A 15,580-nucleotide genomic window follows, 5' to 3' on the forward strand; every position below is an offset into this window, starting at 1 on the left:
GCTCACTGTGGAGGGCGAAGTGGTTAGCCCTTGGCGGGGAGGCCGGCGTGGTAGCGGCCGGGGGGGGGCGCTGCCCGGTTTCGACCCGCTCACCCGGACGTGCCGGCGACGGTCGCCGAGACGAAGTGGCGCCCTACCGACGATCGCTCCATGGGATCGGTATCGTCCGCCCCGATGCCCCGGTCCGCGGCTCAGCGGCCGGCACGAGGAGGAGCAGCATGGCCGATCGCCGGCAGGAACCCGCGTCGGATGACGGATCCGCATCGCGGACGCTGGACACCCGTCGGGTGAGCGCGCGCGACACGGTGCGCCTGGCGGTGGTCATCGGTGCTCTCGGCGTGGTCTTCGGTGACATCGGGACCAGCCCGATCTACACCCTCCAAACGGTGTTCAACCCCGACGACCCGCACCCCGTCCCGGTCAGCACGGAGAACGTGTACGGGGTGGTGTCGCTGGTTTTCTGGTCGGTGATGATCATCGTCACGGTCACCTACGTGCTGCTCGCGATGCGCGCCGACAACGACGGCGAGGGCGGCATCATGGCGCTCATCACCCTGCTGCGACGGTGGAGTTCGCAGCGCGGGCGTCGGGCCGCCGTCGTCCTGGCCGCGCTCGGCATCTTCGGGGCGTCGCTGTTCTTCGGTGACAGCATGATCACCCCGGCGATCTCGGTGCTGTCCGCGGTCGAAGGACTCAAGGTCGTCGAGCCGTCCCTGGAGGACGCGGTCGTGCCCATCACCGCGGTGATCATCGTAATCCTGTTCCTGGTGCAGCGCCGGGGAACCGCGGCGGTGGGCCGGGTGTTCGGGCCGGTCATGATCGCCTGGTTCGTGGCCATCGGTGCGTGCGGCGTCGTCGGCATCGCCGACCACCCGGACATCCTCAAGGCCCTGTCACCGACGTACGCGTTGGGCTTCCTGTTCGGCCACTGGGGTACGGCCTTCTTCGCCCTGGCCGCGATCGTGCTCGCAGTCACCGGCGCCGAGGCGCTCTACGCCGACATGGGGCACTTCGGCCGACGGGCGATCACCCGAGGCTGGCTGTTCCTCGTACTGCCCGCCTGCGTCCTGAGCTACCTGGGCCAAGGCGCGCTGATCCTCGACGATCCGGACAACATCAGCAGCCCGTTCTTCCTGCTCGTGCCCGACTGGGGACGCTGGCCGATGGTCATCCTGGCGACGGCGGCGACCGTGATCGCCTCCCAGGCGGTGATCACCGGCGCGTACTCGGTCGCCTCCCAGGCGGCCCAGCTGGGCTATCTGCCGAGGCTGCGCATCGCGCACACCTCCGAATCCACCATCGGTCAGATCTACGTCCCCTGGATCAACTGGCTGCTCATGGTCTCGGTCCTCACCCTGGTCTTCGCCTTCCGCAGCTCCGCGGCGCTGGCCTACGCGTTCGGCATGGCGGTCACCGGCACCATCACCATCACCACCCTGCTCTTCTTCTACGTCGCCCGCGCCAAGTGGGGCACGCCCCGGTGGCTGCTCGGCATCGGCGCGGGCGTGCTTCTCTTCGTGGACCTGCTGTTCGTGGCGGCCAACCTGACCAAGCTCGTCCACGGCGCGTGGCTGCCGCTGCTGATCGGCCTCACGGCGTTCACCGTCATGACGACCTGGCAGCGGGGCCGCGAGCTGGTCACCGCGGAACGAGCTCGCGCCGAGGGGCCGTTGCCCGAGTTCGTCGACGGCCTCCGCACGGGGCAGGAGCCGACGCTCCGGGCGCCCGGCACGGCCGTCTTCCTGAACCGGGGCAAGGAGACCACGCCGCTGGCCATGCGGGCCAACGTCGAGCACAACCATGTCCGGCACGAGCAGGTCGTGATCCTCGCCCTGCAGACCGAGCCGGTGCCCCGTGTCCCGGCCGACCAGCGGGTCGTCGTGGACGACCTCGGCTACGCCGACGACGGGATCATCCACGTCACCGCCCGGTTCGGCTACATGGAAACACCGGACGTGCCCGGCCTGCTGGCCATGCTCGACCCGGCCGTAACCGAAGGGCCGTTGCAGCTCGACCAGGCGTCCTACTTCCTGTCGAAGATCGAGCTCCGGCGCGGGAAAGCCCCGACGATGGCGCCCTGGCGCAAGCGGCTGTTCATCGCCACCTCCTACATCACGGCCGACGCCGCCGAGTACTTCAGCCTGCCCCGCGACCGCACGGTCATCATGGGCTCGCACATCGAGGTATAGGCGCGCACCGCGGGGAGCCGGGCCCGTTCGGCCTGCGTGGGCGGTCAGTTGCAGCGGGCACAGCCAGGGCCGCGCCCGCACGCGTCGTCCGCCTCGCCATCGACCGTCGACACCGCGGCGGCCACAGGCCCGCGGCCCCCTACCCTGCCACGCGTCGCGCCCCTCCTCGACGGCGATGGCGGCGATGACGAGGGCCGGCGAGGGAACGCTGACCTCGCCGGTGCCGGTGAATCAAGGGCACTGCCCCGCGAGAGCCTCGCCACACAATCGTTAATACTTAATATGTCCCTTTTATTGGTCAGGTTGCCCTTCAAGGGTTACATCGACACTTAATGGGTATATCCAAGCATTGCGTGCCTACAAGGGCATTAGCCTTCCCCTCCGTTCGAGAGGAACGCGACTGCGACTGATGCCGCCTCGACGATGCCCTCCAGCAACTTTCGGAAATCAACGACCGGGGACCCGCCCCACAGGCCCACCGCATCCTTGAGCCGTTGCCTTTCCCACCCCGACCTGCCGCGACCAGAGCTTACGGAGGCGTGATGCCAACCCGACCGATCCGCCTACTTCTTGCCGACGTCGACGGCACGTTGGTCACGAGCGACAAGCTCCTCACCGACCGCGCCATCCAGGCGGTCCACAAGCTGCACGACGCCGGCGTCCTCTTCGCGGTGACCAGCGGGAGGCCACCCCGCGGCATGTCCATGATCATCGAGCCCCTGGCGCTGACCACTGAACTCGCCGCCTTCAACGGTGGTCTCATCGTCAACCCGGACATGACCGTTGTCGAACAGCAGGTGATTCCCACGGAGGTGGTGGCCCCGGCCGTCGCGCTGATGGAATCGTTCGGCCTCAGCGTCTGGATCTACCGGGGCGCCGACTGGTACGTCCGCGATCTCAAGGGGCCGCACGTTGATCGCGAGAGCTGGACGGTGCAGTTCTCGCCCACGCTCGTTCCCGATTTCGACGGGCTCGAGCAAGGCGCCGCCAAGGTCGTCGGGGTCAGCGATGACCACCAGGTCGTAGAGGCGGCCGCGGTCGCAACTCGCGCGCAGTTCGGCGAGCATGTCTCGGCCGCCCGCTCGCAGCCCTACTACCTCGATGTGACCCATCCGCAGGCCAACAAGGGCGGTGTCGTCAAGTACTGGTCCGCCAAGCTCCGGATTTCCCCCGAACAGATCGCCACGATCGGCGACATGCCCAACGACGTGCTGATGTTCGCCCACTCGGGACTGTCCATCGCGATGGGAAACGCCAGCCACGAGGTCCAGCGCGCGGCGAGGCGGGTTACGACGAGCAACGAGGAGGAGGGTTTCGCGAACGCGGTCGAGCAGTTCATCCTATGACCCGCGGCACCGCATGACCGCGTCTGCCGCCTCAGGCCCGGATCACGGGCCTTCAGCCACCAGCCCACCGCCAAGGGGTACCGCAGCCGCCGACCCCGGACGGACACCAGCTCGACCCGTCCGATGCCGGCGCCCCACACAGTTCAACGCACCCGGCCCCGCGGCTTCAGCGCCACAGGCGGCAGTGCGGGGGCGGCCAGCCGGTCGCCGTCGTAGCCCTTCACCTCGCCGAAGCGGGAGCTCTCCATCCAGCCCCTCCGGGCCTCCTCGATTTCCTCATGGGAACGCCCGATGAAGTTCCACCACATGACGATCTCTTCCTCGAACGGCTCGCCACCCAGGAGCATGAGGCCGGCGTCGGAGGTGGCGCGCAGGGGGAGTTCGCTGCGGCCGCAGCCGAGGTAGAGCATCGATCCCGGCTGCAGCGGCACACCGTCGACCTCCGCCTCGCCGGACATCGACAGCACTGCGTACTCGAAGTCGGGGTCGAGCGGCAGTCGCGCCTCGGCGCCGCCCGCCAGGGCGACGTCCGCGCCGACGATCGGGGTGTAGGCCGTGCCCGGTGACGTGGCACCGTCGAGTTCGCCGAGGATCACCGTGGCGGTGAGGCCGGGGGCGGTGACGGTGGGCAGCTCGGTGTGGTGCTGAAAGTGCGGCTCGACCTGCCGGTGCGCGTCGGGCAGGGCCACCCAGAGCTGGGCGCCGTGCAGAAAACGGGCGTGTGACTTCGGGCTCTCCTCGGAGTGGCTGATCGCCCGGCCGGAGGTCATCAGCCCCAGTTCGCGCGGGCGCACCGTCTGCAGACTGCCGAGGCTGTCGCGGTGCAGCACCTCACCCTCGTGAAGCCAGCTGACCGTCTGAAGACCCATGTGGGGGTGCGGCGGGACCTGCATCCCGGGCTCGTCGGCAATGTCGTCAGGGCCGTAATGATCCACGAAGGCCCAGGCGCCGACCATGCGCCGGCCGAGATTGGGCAGCAGCCGGCGGACCTCCGTGGACTCGCCGAGCTGGACGTGGCGCGGGGCGAGAAGTTCACGTACCGGCTCAGCGACGACGAAACCCCGCCCTCCGCAGACGGAGAGTGCGGCCTGGCGATCGAGATTGCTCATGGCGCTCAACCTATTCCCGTGCGGGCGCGGGCGGTCGATACCCACGCCGAGATTTTAGTGGAATGTTCAACCATTATGCTGTGTTGTCAAGGGCGAACGAACGGCTGGGCGGATGAACGGACGCCCGACCGGCAGGATCCGGGAAGGCCGCGACCGAGGAGGACAAGTGAACGACAGCTACTTCGAGTTCGGTACGGCAGCCGACCGCTGGGACCGCGCCCGGATGTTCTTCGAGGCGAAGGAGTATCTCACCGCGGCCCGGATCCTGGGTGGGCTGGTCGAGGAAGCGCCGGAGCAGGTCGCCCCGCGGCTGCTGCTGGCCCGCGCCTACTACCACTCGGCCCGACTCGGCAAGGCCGAGACGGAGCTGCGGGCCGTGCTGGAGCGCGACCCTGTGGAGCACTACGCACGGCTCATGCTCGGTCGCACGTTGGAGCGGCAGGGACGGCAGGCCGAGGCGACACCGCATCTGCGCATGGCTGCGGCGATGTCCGGGGCTTTCTGGGACGACGAGGGCGACTCGGACGTCTGAGGCGGAGCGCCTTCGGTAGGGCTGCGGGCGTGTTCGGGGGGAGTCGGCCCTTACGCACGTCGCTACCCCCTCTTCGAGCGGCCAAAATTCCGATGCGTCGAGGCTTGCCGCCGTGATAGTCCGACGAGTCATGGAAGCTCTAGTGACAACGCGGCTCGTGCTCCACCCTCTGACCCCCGCAGAGGCGGAGTACGTAGTGGAAGGCCGTCCCGGGCCGGACGCCCTCTGGGCACCTGACTATCCCAACGACGGCGACCGGGCGGGCGCGCGGCACTTCCTGGAGCACTGCGCGGACACCGGCAATCCCGAGCCGTTCGGCGCGTACGAGATCCGCCTCCGCGAGGACGGGCACGCCATCGGCGGAGTCGGCTTCCATGGCGTCCCGGACGACCAGGGGCAGGTCACGATCGGCTACGGCCTGATACCGGCGATGCGCGGCAAGGGGTACGCCTCCGAGGCTCTGCGCGCGCTGCTGGAGTTCGCCCGTGCCGAGGGTGTCGCGTCGGTCAAGGGCGACGCCGACCTCGACAACGCCGCGTCCCAGCACGTCATGGCAGCGGCCGGGATGCGCTTCGTCGGGGAGGACGACCTGCTGAGGCACTACCGGATCGACTGGACGGCCGGATCGGCGGACGAACGCGGGGACGGAGCGGCTGCGACGGACGGAGCCGCCGGGTCCGCACCTTCTCCCCAGGTCTCGGCTCGACGTCCGTCATGACGCCGGACACCCGGGCGGCTGGACCCCTACCACGACCGAACCCGCCAGGCAGCTCCTGGCGGGTTCGGTCGTAGTGGTGTTTCGGCCGGTCAGCCGGCAGCGGTGGCCGTGCGGGATACCGTGCCACCCTCCGCCGGGACCGTGTCCGATCCCGGCACCAGCAGACGCTCGGTCAGATAGCCGAAGAACAGACCGAAAGTGGTCCAGAGCGTGGCCTGAACGGCGAGGGTGGCGAGGCGGAACTCCCACAGCAGGCCGGCCGGGAAGTCCTTGCCGACCTCGTTGAACGAGGGCAGGAAGACGTAGGCGAGCCCGATGACGAGGACGTAGGCGGCGGATGCGGCGATCGTCGCGTTCCAGTTGCCCAGGCGAGGAGCCAGCCGCTTGCCGAGAATGACGGCCGCGACGGCGAGCAGCACACTGAGAGCGACCATGAGGAAGAACATGGCGGTGCGTTGGCCGATCGTGTCGGGGTTGCCGACGGCCGGCGGGTTGGCCGGGTACTTGAGGAACGGCACGACATACACGGTCAGCAGGGCGCCGAACGCGATCAGTGCGGCGGTGGCCCGGGGGCCGAACCTGCCGATGCGGCCGAGGGCGTAGCAGAAGACGAGCGCGGCGATGCCGCCGACGGCCACGCCGAAGACGAGGACACCGGTGGCGAGGCCGGCCGTGGACTGCATGGCACGGCTGACGAGTTCCTCGCCGCCACCGTGGTCGTGGCTGTGCGCCTCTTCGAGGGCGATCGCCGCGTCGACCCGCGACTCCCCGAGGAAGTAGGCGACGGCAAGTGCGAGCGCGCCCGCGACGAGGCCGGCCAGCATGCCTCGGATCAGCAGGGCTCTGACAGATATGGAGTTCATGAGGGGTTCCCCTGGCTTGCGCGGTATGTCAGTGGCAGGGGAAACCGAGCAGGTGGCGACCGTCGTGGACCCACTCGTGGACACCCTCGCCGGAGATGACCGCAGTGGCGCCCTGCTCGGCGCCGACGAAGTACAGCAGGACGAGCATGAGAATGCCGAAGAAGACCGCCCACGGGGCAATGGCCTTCAGCGAGATGGGGGTGATGGCGGGTGATGCGACGGCGGCGGGGGCAGCAGTCTGTGCCATGGCAGAACCTCCTGGGGGAACACGCGTCCCGATCGTGGTGCCTGAGACGACAGTGCTGGGTCTGACTTCCCGTACGGATACGGGTTCACAGTGGCGCGACCGTGCCGGATTCTCACCGGACTTCCATCACACCGTCGTCATGTTCGTCGCGACCATACCGCCTGGGAGCACCCCGCCGCCATGGCACCATCTGCCCACCCCACAGCCCTGGATGCCATGGTGTGCTTACTGAAGAGGCCACAGTTCAGGGAGTTGACGCGGGTGTTCACGGTACGGGTGATGTTGATCTCACCGGCGCTCAACGCGGCGCTGCGCGAGGCCCGCTTCGACGGCGACGCCCCGCTCGACGCGTCCGGCGTCCGGCGGGCGCGTGCGGCCGCGGCCGCGGTGCCTGCTGCAGACCGCCGGGTGCACGGCTCGGACGAGCGGTGCAGCGGGACCGCCGAGGCGTTGGGGCTGCGGTCCGAGCCCGAACCTGCCCTTCGGGGCTGGGACTTGGGGCGTTGGCGCGGACAGCGGCTGGCAGAGGTGAGCCGGGGCGAGCCGGAGGCGGTGTCGACCTGGCTGTCCGACCCCTCGGCCGCCCCGCACGACGGTGAGTCGCTGCTGGAGCTGCACGCGCGGGTAGGCGGCTGGCTGGATTCGCTGCATGGGGAGGGTGCCGACGACGGCAGCGTGCTCGCCGTGGTCGAACCCGCGGCGGTACGGGCCGCGATCGTGCATGCGCTGGGCCTTCCGCCGCAGGCGTTCTGGCGGTTGGACGTCGCCCCGCTGACGCTGTCCGAGCTCAGCGGCCGGTCCGGGCGCTGGAACCTGCGTTGCGGGCGGCCCCTGAGCACCGGAACCGACGAGATCACCGCGTCGCACGGACGGTAGCCGGGGGAGCCGTCTCCGTGATGGATCGCGGAGTCACGTACGCCCCCCTCCACCATGGGTCACGACGGACTTCGCCTCCCCTGCCCGGCCGGAGGGCGGGCACCTGAGGCCCCACTCCCCCACAACGACCCGCCCTCCTCCGCGGCGGCGGGCCCGGCCGCACACCCTTCCACCCGGGCAATGATGACAAATCGTACGTAAAATGGCCAAGGCGATCGAGCCCACCTCCTCTTCGGAAGGGCGACCGACCATGACCGATCAAACGCAGCTGAGCCGGCCCGAGACCACCCGCCCGGCATCCGAGTCCACGCACGGAGCAGGATCTCAGGGCGAAAGCCGCCGGGAGAACCGCCGAACGGAATCCGGGGCACGGGGGCGTACCACGATCGCCGACGGCGTGGTGGCGAAGATCGCCGGGCTGGCGGCCCGGAGCGTGCCCGGAGTCCAGGGCATGGGCGGAGGATTCACCCGCGGTATGGGGACCGTGCGGGAGCGAGTGCCCGGAGCGGGAGGTCGGTCCGTCACCGGCGGTGTCAAGGTCGAGGTCGGTGAGGTCCAGACCGCGGTCGACCTGTCGCTCATCGTCGAATACGGCTTCCCGATCGTCGAGCTCACGGGCGACGTCCGGACCGAAGTGATCGCCGCCATCGAGCGGATGACCGGTCTGGAGGTCGTAGAGGTCGACATCACGGTGACCGACGTGAAGCTGCCCGACGAGGAAGAGGAGGAACAGGTGCCGGAAAGGCGAGTCGTGCAGTGATTCGCCGGACCGGATCTCGCCTGGCCGCAGGGGGTGACCATCGGCCGTGTCGTCGGCCTGAACCTCGGCTGCCTCCCGAGGTCCATCGGATTTCCGCCTGACAGGGCCCACTGAGGCAGCCGCGCATGACGGGGATGGGGCCGACCTCGATCGGAGGACCAGATGTCCACAGGAATCATTGTTGCCATCGTCGTCGTGGTGGTGGTCCTTGTCGCCATCGCGGTGATTGTCCGGCTCGCCGTTCGGCGGCGGCATCTGCGAGAGCGCTTCGGGCCGGAGTACGAGCGTGCTGTCGAAACAGGTGACAGCCGCACGGCGGCTGAGCGTGATCTGCGCGACCGCGAGCAACGGCACGACGACCTCGATCTCAAGCCGCTGCCCTCGACCGCTCGTCAGCAGTACGCGCAGGAGTGGAACAGCGTGCAGGAGCATTTCGTGGACCGCCCGCAAGAGGCGGTCGGTGAGGCGGACCAGCTGGTGACCCGGCTCATGACGGAACGTGGCTACCCGACCGAGGGCTACGAGCAGCAGGTGAAGGACCTGTCGGTCGAACACGGGCGCACGCTGGAGCATTACCGCGCCGCCCACGCAGTCAATGCACGAGCCGGTGGCCAGCAGACGACCACCGAGGAACTGCGGGGAGCGATGGTGCACTACCGCGCACTCTTCGACGACCTGCTCACCAACGGCGACAGGCCGGGGCAGCAACACGCTTGACCCGGCCCCGCGTATACCGGCGGGCCACGGATCGAGAGCCCGTCGACACCCATTCGGACGAGGTGAACAAGCATGCAGCGCGAACACAGTGGAGCAGGCGACCACAGCAGCGCGACCGACGAGGGACTCAGCACCGAGGATCTCGCCCGGCCTCGGGACGACCGAGACGCAGATCGTGGAACACCGCCGGCAGCGGCGGCCGCTCCCCCGCCCACTGTGGACGCCGCTGAGGGCTCCCTGTCCACGGAGCACGCCGTGGCGGGTACACCACACGCTTCGGCGCCGGAGGAGGGCCAGGAGAACGAGCCGCTTCTCGGTCCCGAGGAAGCCGAGGCCTTCAAGTCCAAATGGCAGGCCGTCCAGACAGCCTTCGTCGACGATCCACAGGACGCCGTCCGTACGGCCGACGCCTTGGTCGCCGAGGTCATGCAGACACTGGCCCGGTCGTTCGCATCCCGCAAGGAAGGCCTCGAAAGCCAGTGGGGCCGGGGCGAGGAGGTCCTCACCGAGGATCTGCGCATAGCGCTTCAGCGCTACCGCTCGTTCTTCAACCGCCTGCTCAGCGCCTGATCGCGGAGAGCACAGCGACCCCGCCTCTCGCAGGGCCGCTCGGCCACGTCGGGATCCGGCCCTCGCTCACCGTCCGTACTCAGCTGCGGTACGTCTCCAGCAGGCGCAGCCAGACCTCGCTGATCGTGGGGAAGGAAGGGACCGCGTGCCAGAGCCGGTCGATGGGGACCTCCCCCGCGACCGCGACGGTCGCCGAATGCAACAGCTCGCCGATGCCCGGCCCTACGAACGTGACGCCGAGCAGGATCTCCCGGTCGAGGTCGACGACCATGCGGGCACGGCCCCGGTAACCGCTCGCGTAGAGGCCGGAGCCCGAGACCGCGCCGAGGTCGTAGTCGACGGCACGTACCCGGTGGCCGGCCCGCTCCGCCCCGGCGAGGGTGAGACCGACGGACGCGGCCTCCGGATCGGTGAAGACCACCTGGGGGACGGCCGCGTGGTCGGCGGTCGCGGTGTGGGCACCCCAACGACCGGTCGCCTCCGGGGCGCCCTGGGCCCGCGCGGCGATCGCAGCACCCGCGATACGGGCCTGGTACTTGCCCTGATGGGTGAGGAGCGCCCGGTGGTTGACGTCGCCGACGGCGTAGAGCCAGTGGCTGCCCTCCACCCGGCAGCTGTCGTCGACCGGGAGCCAGGACCCGGGCTTCAGGGCCACCGTCTCCAGCCCGAGGTCGTCGGTGCGCGGGGCGCGGCCGGTGGCGAAGAGGATCTCGTCGGCCTCGATGGGCTCGCCGTTGTCCAGTTCGACGGTGACGGGTCCGTCCGGGGCTGTGCGGTTGACGGAGGTGGCCGAGACGCCGGTACGGATGTCGGCCCCGGCCTCGGTCAGCGCCTCGGCGACCAGCTCACCGGCGAACGGCTCCATCTTCGGCAGCAGGCCGTTGCCACGGATCAGCATCGTGACCTGGGCACCGAGCGCCTGATAGACGGTGGCCATCTCCACGCCGACGACCCCGCCGCCGACGATCACCAGGCGGCCCGGAACCTCCTTCGCGCTGGTCGCCTCCCGGCTGGTCCAGGGGCGGGCATCGGCGACTCCGGGCAGGTCGGGAACCACGGCGCGGCTGCCGGTGCAGACGGCGACGGCGTGCCGCGCGGTGAGCCGCTGTTCGGTGCCGTCGGGGCTGGTGACGGAGACCTGCTTCGTACCGGCCAGACGGCCCTGGCCCCGGTAGAGATCCGCACCGACGCCCTCCAGCCAGGCGACCTGCCCGTCGTCGTGCCAGTCCGAGACGTACCAGTCACGGTGGGCAAGGACCGCGGCCGTGTCCAGCGGGCCCTGCACGGCTGCGCTGAGGCCCGGGACCCTGCGCGCGTCGGCACGGGCGACGACCGGGCGCAGCAGGGCCTTGCTGGGAATACAGGCCCAGTACGAGCATTCGCCGCCGACCAGCTCCGCCTCGACGACCGCCGTACTCAGCCCGGCCGCGCGGGTCCGGTCCGCCACGTTCTCCCCCACCGGCCCCGCACCGATCACCACGACGTCGTATACGGCGTTCTTCACAGCATCAGCATCTGTCATGGGGACAGTCTGGTGGTGGGTGTGGGCTGCGGCCACATGGGCAGGCGGAATAGCGCAAACGAAGCCACCGTTGTCCCGTACAGGTCCGAGCGGGCACAGGAAGAGGTACAGAAGCATGAGCACCGTAGAGCTCACCAAAGAAAACTTCGATCAGGTCGTCAGCGAGAACGAGTTCATCCTGATCGACTTCTGGGCTTCCTGGTGCGGCCCGTGTCGGCAGTTCGCGCCGGTCTACGACGCGGCGTCCGAGCGCCATGACGACCTGGTCTTCGCCAAGGTCGATACGGAGGCGCAGCAGGAGCTGGCGGCGGCCTTCGAGATCCAGTCCATTCCGACGCTGATGATCGTCCGGGACAATGTGGCGGTGTTCGCCCAGCCCGGGGCGCTGCCCGAGGCCGCGCTGGAGGATGTCATCGGACAGGCCCGGAAGCTGGACATGGACGAGGTGCGCAAGTCCATCGAGACCCAGCAGAAGGAACAGCAGCAGTAGCCTGCTCACCCGAACAGCGGATAGGAGGGCCCGGCCATCGGCCGGGCCCTCCTGGCGTCAGGAGCCGGGGCTAGAAGGGGTGGCCGGCCGGTTCGTGGCGCACGGTCGTCCAGCGCAGCTGGGTGAAGGCCTCCAGGTTGGCCCCGCCGCCGAACCGTGCGCCGGTGCCGGACGCGGCGATGCCGCCGAAGGGCGCGACCGCCTCGTCGTTCACCGTCTGGTCGTTGATGTGGACGATGCCGGTCGGGATCCGGTCCGCGAGTTCCAGGCCGAGCGCGGTGTCACGGGTGACGATGCCGAGAGAGAGTCCGTACGGGCTGTCGGCGGCCAGCGCCGCGGCCTCGTCCAGAGTCTCGAAGGACCGCACGGGGGCCACCGGGCCGAAGACCTCCTCCGTGTAGGCAGGCGTGTGGTCGTCGACGTCGGTGAGCACGGTGGGGCGGTAGAACAGGTCGCGGTGGGTACCACCGGCCGCGAGCTTCGCGCCGCCCGCGGTGCTCGACTCCACCAGCCGGTGGATCTTGCCGAGCTGGCCGCGGTCGATGATCGGGCCCAGGTGGACCTGCTCACGGTGCGGGTCGCCGACCGCCAGCGCGTCGGCCTTGGCGACGAGCCGTTCGACGTACTCGTCGAGCAGTGAGGCGTGTACGAGGTGTCGGCCGGTGGTCATGCAGATCTGGCCCTGGTGGAAGAAAGAGCCCCAACTGGCCTGAGCCACCGCGCCCTCCAGGTCGGCGTCCTCCAGAACGACAAGGGCGGAGTTGCCACCGAGCTCCAGGTGGGCGCGCTTGAGGAGCCGTCCGGCAGCTTCGCCGACGGCGCGCCCCGCAGCGGTGGAACCGGTGAAGGAGATGACCGGCACGCGCGGTTCGGCGACCAGCGCCTGTCCCGCCTCGGCGCCGCCGGGCAGGATGTGCAGCAGGTGTTCGTCGAGTCCGGCCTCGGCGAAGACCGCAGCCAGCGCGAGCCCGCCGCAGACGGCGGTGCGCGGGTCGGGCTTGAGGAGGACCGCGTTGCCCAGGGCGAGTGCGGGGGCGACGGACCGGATGGAGAGGATCAGCGGCGCATTGAACGGGGCGATCACGCCGACGACGCCGACCGGGACGCGCCGGGTGTAGGAGAGACGCTCGTCCTCGCTGGGCAGTACCTCACCGGCCGGCCGGGATGCGAGCGCGGCGGCCTCGTAGCACTCCTGGGCGGCGACGTGGAGCTCGAAGTCGGCCTTGCCGGGGATCGAGCCCGACTCCCGTACGATCCATTCGCGCAGTTCGTCGGCGTGCGCGGCGAACAGGTCGCCGGCCCGGCGCAGGACCGCGGCGCGGACGAAGTGCGGGGTGCGGGACCAGGCGGCCTGGGCGGCGGCCGCGGACCGGGCGGCCGCGGCGATGTCCTCGGGTGCGGCGAGGGTGACTCGTCCGAGCACCTCGCCGGTGGCGGGCTCGACGACGTCCGACTCACCTCCCGCAAGCGTGCGGGGCTGCCAGGCCTTGGGGTCGAGCAGGGACATGAAGACTCTCCAGTCGATCGGTTCGAGGGGTGGTCCCATGCGGTGGGGCGCGGGGGTGCGGCCGCGGCTTCGCGGGACGACGCGATCCGGCGCAACCGTGCGAGCTGCGTCCGGCAATCGAACGTGGCCTCGCCCGGTTGAACGTGCAACATCGTAGCCACGTGGCACCCACCGACAAGGGAATTGATCGAACTGCTGCTCCCTTTTGCGCCCGACGTTCCGTGCTGACCTCACACAGCGACGGCACCCCCCAACTCTCCATCCTTAGAAGGAAGTTCCCTGTATCCCGGCTCAGCCTCGGTTCTTCCGCTCCGAGACCCTGACCGAGAGGCCGTAGTCCAGTTCGGCGCCGTCGATCAGCAGGGCCTCCACGGTCCGGGTCACCGGATCGATGTCCGCCACCATGCCCTCCCCGGCGTACCGGGGGTAGCCCGAGGCCCCCGTCTCGCCCGTGGCCTCCACGACGGCCGAGCGGATGGCGGCGACGGAGTCGGGAGCCTCGGCGTTGTCGGTGTGCTCGGTGTCGTCGGTGGCTTCCGGGCGTTCGGTGGCTTCGGCCGGTCCGGTCGTGGCGTCGGTGAACCCGGGGACGAGCAGGATCTCGTAACTCTGCGGATAGCTCATGGTCATGACGCTAGGCAAGCGACGTGCGGCGCGCACGTTGCCGCGCTGCCGTGTTGCGGTGCCGTGTTGCGGTGCCGTGTTGCGGTGCGGGGCAAGCCCACCCCGGGTGCTGCCGTCGGTGAGCCCGGCGACCGGGCCCCGCCGCCTCAGCTCGACTCGCGGGGGATCGCCCGCGCACTCAGCAGGTCGTGACGCTCGGGCTCGCCCCCCGGGTTCCGCACCAGCCGGTCGACGAGATCGGCCAGCGGCTGCGCCGTCGCCAGTTCCATCCGCACACTGCTCAACCGGGGCCTCAGCAGCCTGCCCAGCATCAGATCCTCGGCTCCGATCACGGCGGTCTCGCCGGGCACGTCGATGCCCGCGTCCTGGAGCGCCCGCATCAGAAGCATCGCGTAGTCGTCGTTGTACGCGAACACGGCGTCGAGTCCGAGCGTGCGCCACCGCGCGGCGAGGGCGGCGGCCGACTCCTCCTCGTACCGCAGGGGCAGCGGTTCGATACGGGCTCCGCCACCGGCCGCGGCCCGCCGGGCTCCGGCCAGCCGGGGTTCGGCGAACACGCCCACGCCCCGTTCCTCGGGCATGACCACGCCGATCCGGCGACGGCCGCGCTCCAGAAGATGCGTGGTGGCGCAACTGCCCACCTCCCGCTCGTCCATGACCAGGGCGTGGGCACCGTCGACCGGCTGCGGGCCGAGGGTGATCACCGCCCTGGCCCCGGAACGCCGGAGCACGGCGATGCCCTGCGGGGTGAGGGCGATCCCGCCGGGTGCGACGACGGCGACGGGGCGGAGCTCGGCCCAGGCACGGGCGGCCTCCTCGGCGTCCAGGCCGAGACTGCCGTGCTGGACCACGGTGTAGTCGAGGCGGCGCAGGCCGGACTCGAGCTCATGGAAGAACTGGTGGTGGAGCGGTCCGGCCGGATGGTTGCCGGTGGGAAGCAGCACCATCCGGGTGTGTCCGGCGCGCAGACTCCGGGCCGCCGCGTGCGGCACGTAGCCGAGTTCGCCTGCTGCTTCCCTGACCCGACGGCGGGTCGGATCGCTGATCCGCACCGTCGAGTTGTTGTTGAGTACGTACGACACGGTGGCCCGGGAGACGCCTGCGAGTCGCGCCACGTCGGCGCTCGTCGGGACCGGCCCTTCGGAGGGCTGCTTGGGTAACTGGCTCATGGCGTCGGGCAGTCTTCCAGACCGGTCCTGCGTGGGTACGCTCCGGGGCATGGATGACTCGTCGATGGTGGGACTGCTCGGCCGGGTGACCGGGACGGTGGGGCCGGGGTTGGTCGGCGAGGTGATCGTACGGATTCGCGGGGGCGCCGAGCACTTCCTCGCGTACCCGTCCTCACCGAAGGACCGCATGGAGCCGGGGACGGTGGTGTCGGTGATCGAGTATCTTCCCCCGCGCACGGTGTATGTGGCGCGTGCGTACGACAGCTGACGTGCACGCGCAGGACAGTTGAGGTGTGTGACGCACAGGCGTCGGGTCCGCTCCAGTCAAGAATGCGGCAAGG

General features: G+C 69.9%; 17 protein-coding genes and 1 riboswitch. Of the genes, 10 read left to right on the forward strand and 7 right to left on the reverse strand.

The window, feature by feature from the left end; all coding sequences use genetic code 11:
- Positions 1 to 218 precede the first annotated feature (218 nt).
- Both OHB49_RS06105 and OHB49_RS06110 read left to right on the forward strand, forming a co-directional pair.
- A complete protein-coding gene (locus OHB49_RS06105; protein WP_329158555.1) occupies positions 219 to 2,189 on the forward strand; it encodes a potassium transporter Kup in 1,971 nt (656 codons plus the stop codon).
- A gap of 542 nt (positions 2,190 to 2,731) precedes the next feature.
- Positions 2,732 to 3,535 carry a Cof-type HAD-IIB family hydrolase gene (locus tag OHB49_RS06110; protein ID WP_030980804.1) on the forward strand — a complete coding sequence of 268 codons (804 nt, stop codon included), beginning with the start codon at positions 2,732 to 2,734 and terminating at the stop codon, positions 3,533 to 3,535.
- A gap of 143 nt (positions 3,536 to 3,678) precedes the next feature.
- Here OHB49_RS06110 and OHB49_RS06115 read toward each other — a convergent pair whose 3' ends face one another.
- Complete coding sequence (locus OHB49_RS06115; RefSeq protein ID WP_329158556.1) at positions 3,679 to 4,644, reverse strand: pirin family protein; 966 nt, start codon at positions 4,642 to 4,644, stop codon at positions 3,679 to 3,681.
- Positions 4,645 to 4,810: 166 nt separating this feature from the next.
- Here OHB49_RS06115 and OHB49_RS06120 point away from each other — a divergent pair, with 166 nt between their 5' ends.
- A complete protein-coding gene (locus OHB49_RS06120) occupies positions 4,811 to 5,176 on the forward strand; it encodes a tetratricopeptide repeat protein (RefSeq protein WP_329158557.1) in 366 nt (121 codons plus the stop codon).
- 142 nt (positions 5,177 to 5,318) lie between these two features.
- Positions 5,319 to 5,894 carry a GNAT family N-acetyltransferase gene (locus OHB49_RS06125; RefSeq protein WP_329158558.1) on the forward strand — a complete coding sequence of 192 codons (576 nt, stop codon included), beginning with the start codon at positions 5,319 to 5,321 and terminating at the stop codon, positions 5,892 to 5,894.
- A gap of 89 nt (positions 5,895 to 5,983) precedes the next feature.
- On the opposite strand, the gene OHB49_RS06130 is transcribed toward OHB49_RS06125, so the two are convergent.
- Positions 5,984 to 6,757, reverse strand: coding sequence for a CbtA family protein (locus tag OHB49_RS06130; protein ID WP_329158559.1), 774 nt, complete (start codon positions 6,755 to 6,757; stop codon positions 5,984 to 5,986).
- A 28-nt stretch (positions 6,758 to 6,785) separates the two neighbouring features.
- Positions 6,786 to 7,004, reverse strand: coding sequence for a CbtB domain-containing protein (locus OHB49_RS06135; protein ID WP_030980799.1), 219 nt, complete (start codon positions 7,002 to 7,004; stop codon positions 6,786 to 6,788).
- 3 nt (positions 7,005 to 7,007) lie between these two features.
- A riboswitch (adenosylcobalamin (AdoCbl) riboswitch) is annotated at positions 7,008 to 7,156 on the reverse strand.
- A 127-nt stretch (positions 7,157 to 7,283) separates the two neighbouring features.
- On the opposite strand from OHB49_RS06135, the gene OHB49_RS06140 reads away from it, so the two are divergent.
- From OHB49_RS06140 to OHB49_RS06155, 4 genes are all read left to right on the forward strand, one after another.
- Positions 7,284 to 7,880, forward strand: a complete 597-nt coding sequence (locus tag OHB49_RS06140) for a histidine phosphatase family protein (protein WP_030980798.1) — start codon at positions 7,284 to 7,286, stop codon at positions 7,878 to 7,880.
- Between the two features lie 250 nt (positions 7,881 to 8,130).
- Positions 8,131 to 8,640, forward strand: coding sequence for an Asp23/Gls24 family envelope stress response protein (locus tag OHB49_RS06145; protein WP_329158560.1), 510 nt, complete (start codon positions 8,131 to 8,133; stop codon positions 8,638 to 8,640).
- Positions 8,641 to 8,802: 162 nt separating this feature from the next.
- Positions 8,803 to 9,357, forward strand: coding sequence for a hypothetical protein (locus tag OHB49_RS06150; protein WP_329158561.1), 555 nt, complete (start codon positions 8,803 to 8,805; stop codon positions 9,355 to 9,357).
- Between the two features lie 255 nt (positions 9,358 to 9,612).
- The gene (locus OHB49_RS06155) at positions 9,613 to 9,927 is read left to right on the forward strand and encodes a hypothetical protein (protein WP_329158562.1); all 315 of its coding nucleotides are present in this window, start codon (positions 9,613 to 9,615) and stop codon (positions 9,925 to 9,927) included.
- A 79-nt stretch (positions 9,928 to 10,006) separates the two neighbouring features.
- On the opposite strand, the gene OHB49_RS06160 is transcribed toward OHB49_RS06155, so the two are convergent.
- Positions 10,007 to 11,449 (reverse strand): dihydrolipoyl dehydrogenase family protein, encoded by a 1,443-nt coding sequence (locus tag OHB49_RS06160; protein WP_329158563.1) that lies wholly within the window; start codon positions 11,447 to 11,449, stop codon positions 10,007 to 10,009.
- A gap of 115 nt (positions 11,450 to 11,564) precedes the next feature.
- Here OHB49_RS06160 and trxA point away from each other — a divergent pair, with 115 nt between their 5' ends.
- The gene (trxA, locus tag OHB49_RS06165; protein ID WP_030980386.1) at positions 11,565 to 11,939 is read left to right on the forward strand and encodes a thioredoxin; all 375 of its coding nucleotides are present in this window, start codon (positions 11,565 to 11,567) and stop codon (positions 11,937 to 11,939) included.
- A gap of 70 nt (positions 11,940 to 12,009) precedes the next feature.
- Here the strand turns inward: trxA and OHB49_RS06170 are convergent, their stop codons facing one another.
- The 3 genes from OHB49_RS06170 to OHB49_RS06180 all read right to left on the reverse strand — a co-directional run bounded on the left by OHB49_RS06170 (position 12,010) and on the right by OHB49_RS06180 (position 15,239).
- Entirely contained in the window at positions 12,010 to 13,446 is a 1,437-nt protein-coding gene (locus OHB49_RS06170) for an aldehyde dehydrogenase family protein (protein WP_030980387.1), read from the reverse strand.
- Between the two features lie 291 nt (positions 13,447 to 13,737).
- A complete protein-coding gene (locus OHB49_RS06175; protein ID WP_392749877.1) occupies positions 13,738 to 14,070 on the reverse strand; it encodes a hypothetical protein in 333 nt (110 codons plus the stop codon).
- A gap of 146 nt (positions 14,071 to 14,216) precedes the next feature.
- On the reverse strand, positions 14,217 to 15,239 hold the full coding sequence (locus OHB49_RS06180) for a LacI family DNA-binding transcriptional regulator (RefSeq protein WP_329158566.1): 1,023 nt from the start codon (positions 15,237 to 15,239) through the stop codon (positions 14,217 to 14,219).
- Positions 15,240 to 15,288: 49 nt separating this feature from the next.
- Here OHB49_RS06180 and OHB49_RS06185 point away from each other — a divergent pair, with 49 nt between their 5' ends.
- Positions 15,289 to 15,507 (forward strand): hypothetical protein, encoded by a 219-nt coding sequence (locus OHB49_RS06185; protein WP_329158568.1) that lies wholly within the window; start codon positions 15,289 to 15,291, stop codon positions 15,505 to 15,507.
- The last annotated feature ends 73 nt before the right edge of the window (positions 15,508 to 15,580 follow it).

The organism is Streptomyces sp. NBC_01717, from assembly GCF_036248255.1.
GTDB lineage: Bacteria > Actinomycetota > Actinomycetes > Streptomycetales > Streptomycetaceae > Streptomyces.

Excerpts from the sequence above, each read along its gene's own strand:
- OHB49_RS06105 (WP_329158555.1), top strand. The coding sequence starts at position 219 with ATGGCCGATCGCCGGCAGGAACCCGCGTCGGATGACGGATCCGCATCG.
- OHB49_RS06110 (WP_030980804.1), top strand. The coding sequence starts at position 2,732 with ATGCCAACCCGACCGATCCGCCTACTTCTTGCCGACGTCGACGGCACG.
- OHB49_RS06115 (WP_329158556.1), bottom strand. The coding sequence starts at position 4,644 with ATGAGCAATCTCGATCGCCAGGCCGCACTCTCCGTCTGCGGAGGGCGG.
- OHB49_RS06130 (WP_329158559.1), bottom strand. The coding sequence starts at position 6,757 with ATGAACTCCATATCTGTCAGAGCCCTGCTGATCCGAGGCATGCTGGCC.
- OHB49_RS06135 (WP_030980799.1), bottom strand. The coding sequence starts at position 7,004 with ATGGCACAGACTGCTGCCCCCGCCGCCGTCGCATCACCCGCCATCACC.
- OHB49_RS06140 (WP_030980798.1), top strand. The coding sequence starts at position 7,284 with ATGTTGATCTCACCGGCGCTCAACGCGGCGCTGCGCGAGGCCCGCTTC.
- OHB49_RS06145 (WP_329158560.1), top strand. The coding sequence starts at position 8,131 with ATGACCGATCAAACGCAGCTGAGCCGGCCCGAGACCACCCGCCCGGCA.
- OHB49_RS06150 (WP_329158561.1), top strand. The coding sequence starts at position 8,803 with ATGTCCACAGGAATCATTGTTGCCATCGTCGTCGTGGTGGTGGTCCTT.
- OHB49_RS06160 (WP_329158563.1), bottom strand. The coding sequence starts at position 11,449 with ATGACAGATGCTGATGCTGTGAAGAACGCCGTATACGACGTCGTGGTG.
- trxA (WP_030980386.1), top strand. The coding sequence starts at position 11,565 with ATGAGCACCGTAGAGCTCACCAAAGAAAACTTCGATCAGGTCGTCAGC.
- OHB49_RS06170 (WP_030980387.1), bottom strand. The coding sequence starts at position 13,446 with ATGTCCCTGCTCGACCCCAAGGCCTGGCAGCCCCGCACGCTTGCGGGA.
- OHB49_RS06175 (WP_392749877.1), bottom strand. The coding sequence starts at position 14,070 with ATGAGCTATCCGCAGAGTTACGAGATCCTGCTCGTCCCCGGGTTCACC.
- OHB49_RS06180 (WP_329158566.1), bottom strand. The coding sequence starts at position 15,239 with ATGAGCCAGTTACCCAAGCAGCCCTCCGAAGGGCCGGTCCCGACGAGC.
- OHB49_RS06185 (WP_329158568.1), top strand. The coding sequence starts at position 15,289 with ATGGATGACTCGTCGATGGTGGGACTGCTCGGCCGGGTGACCGGGACG.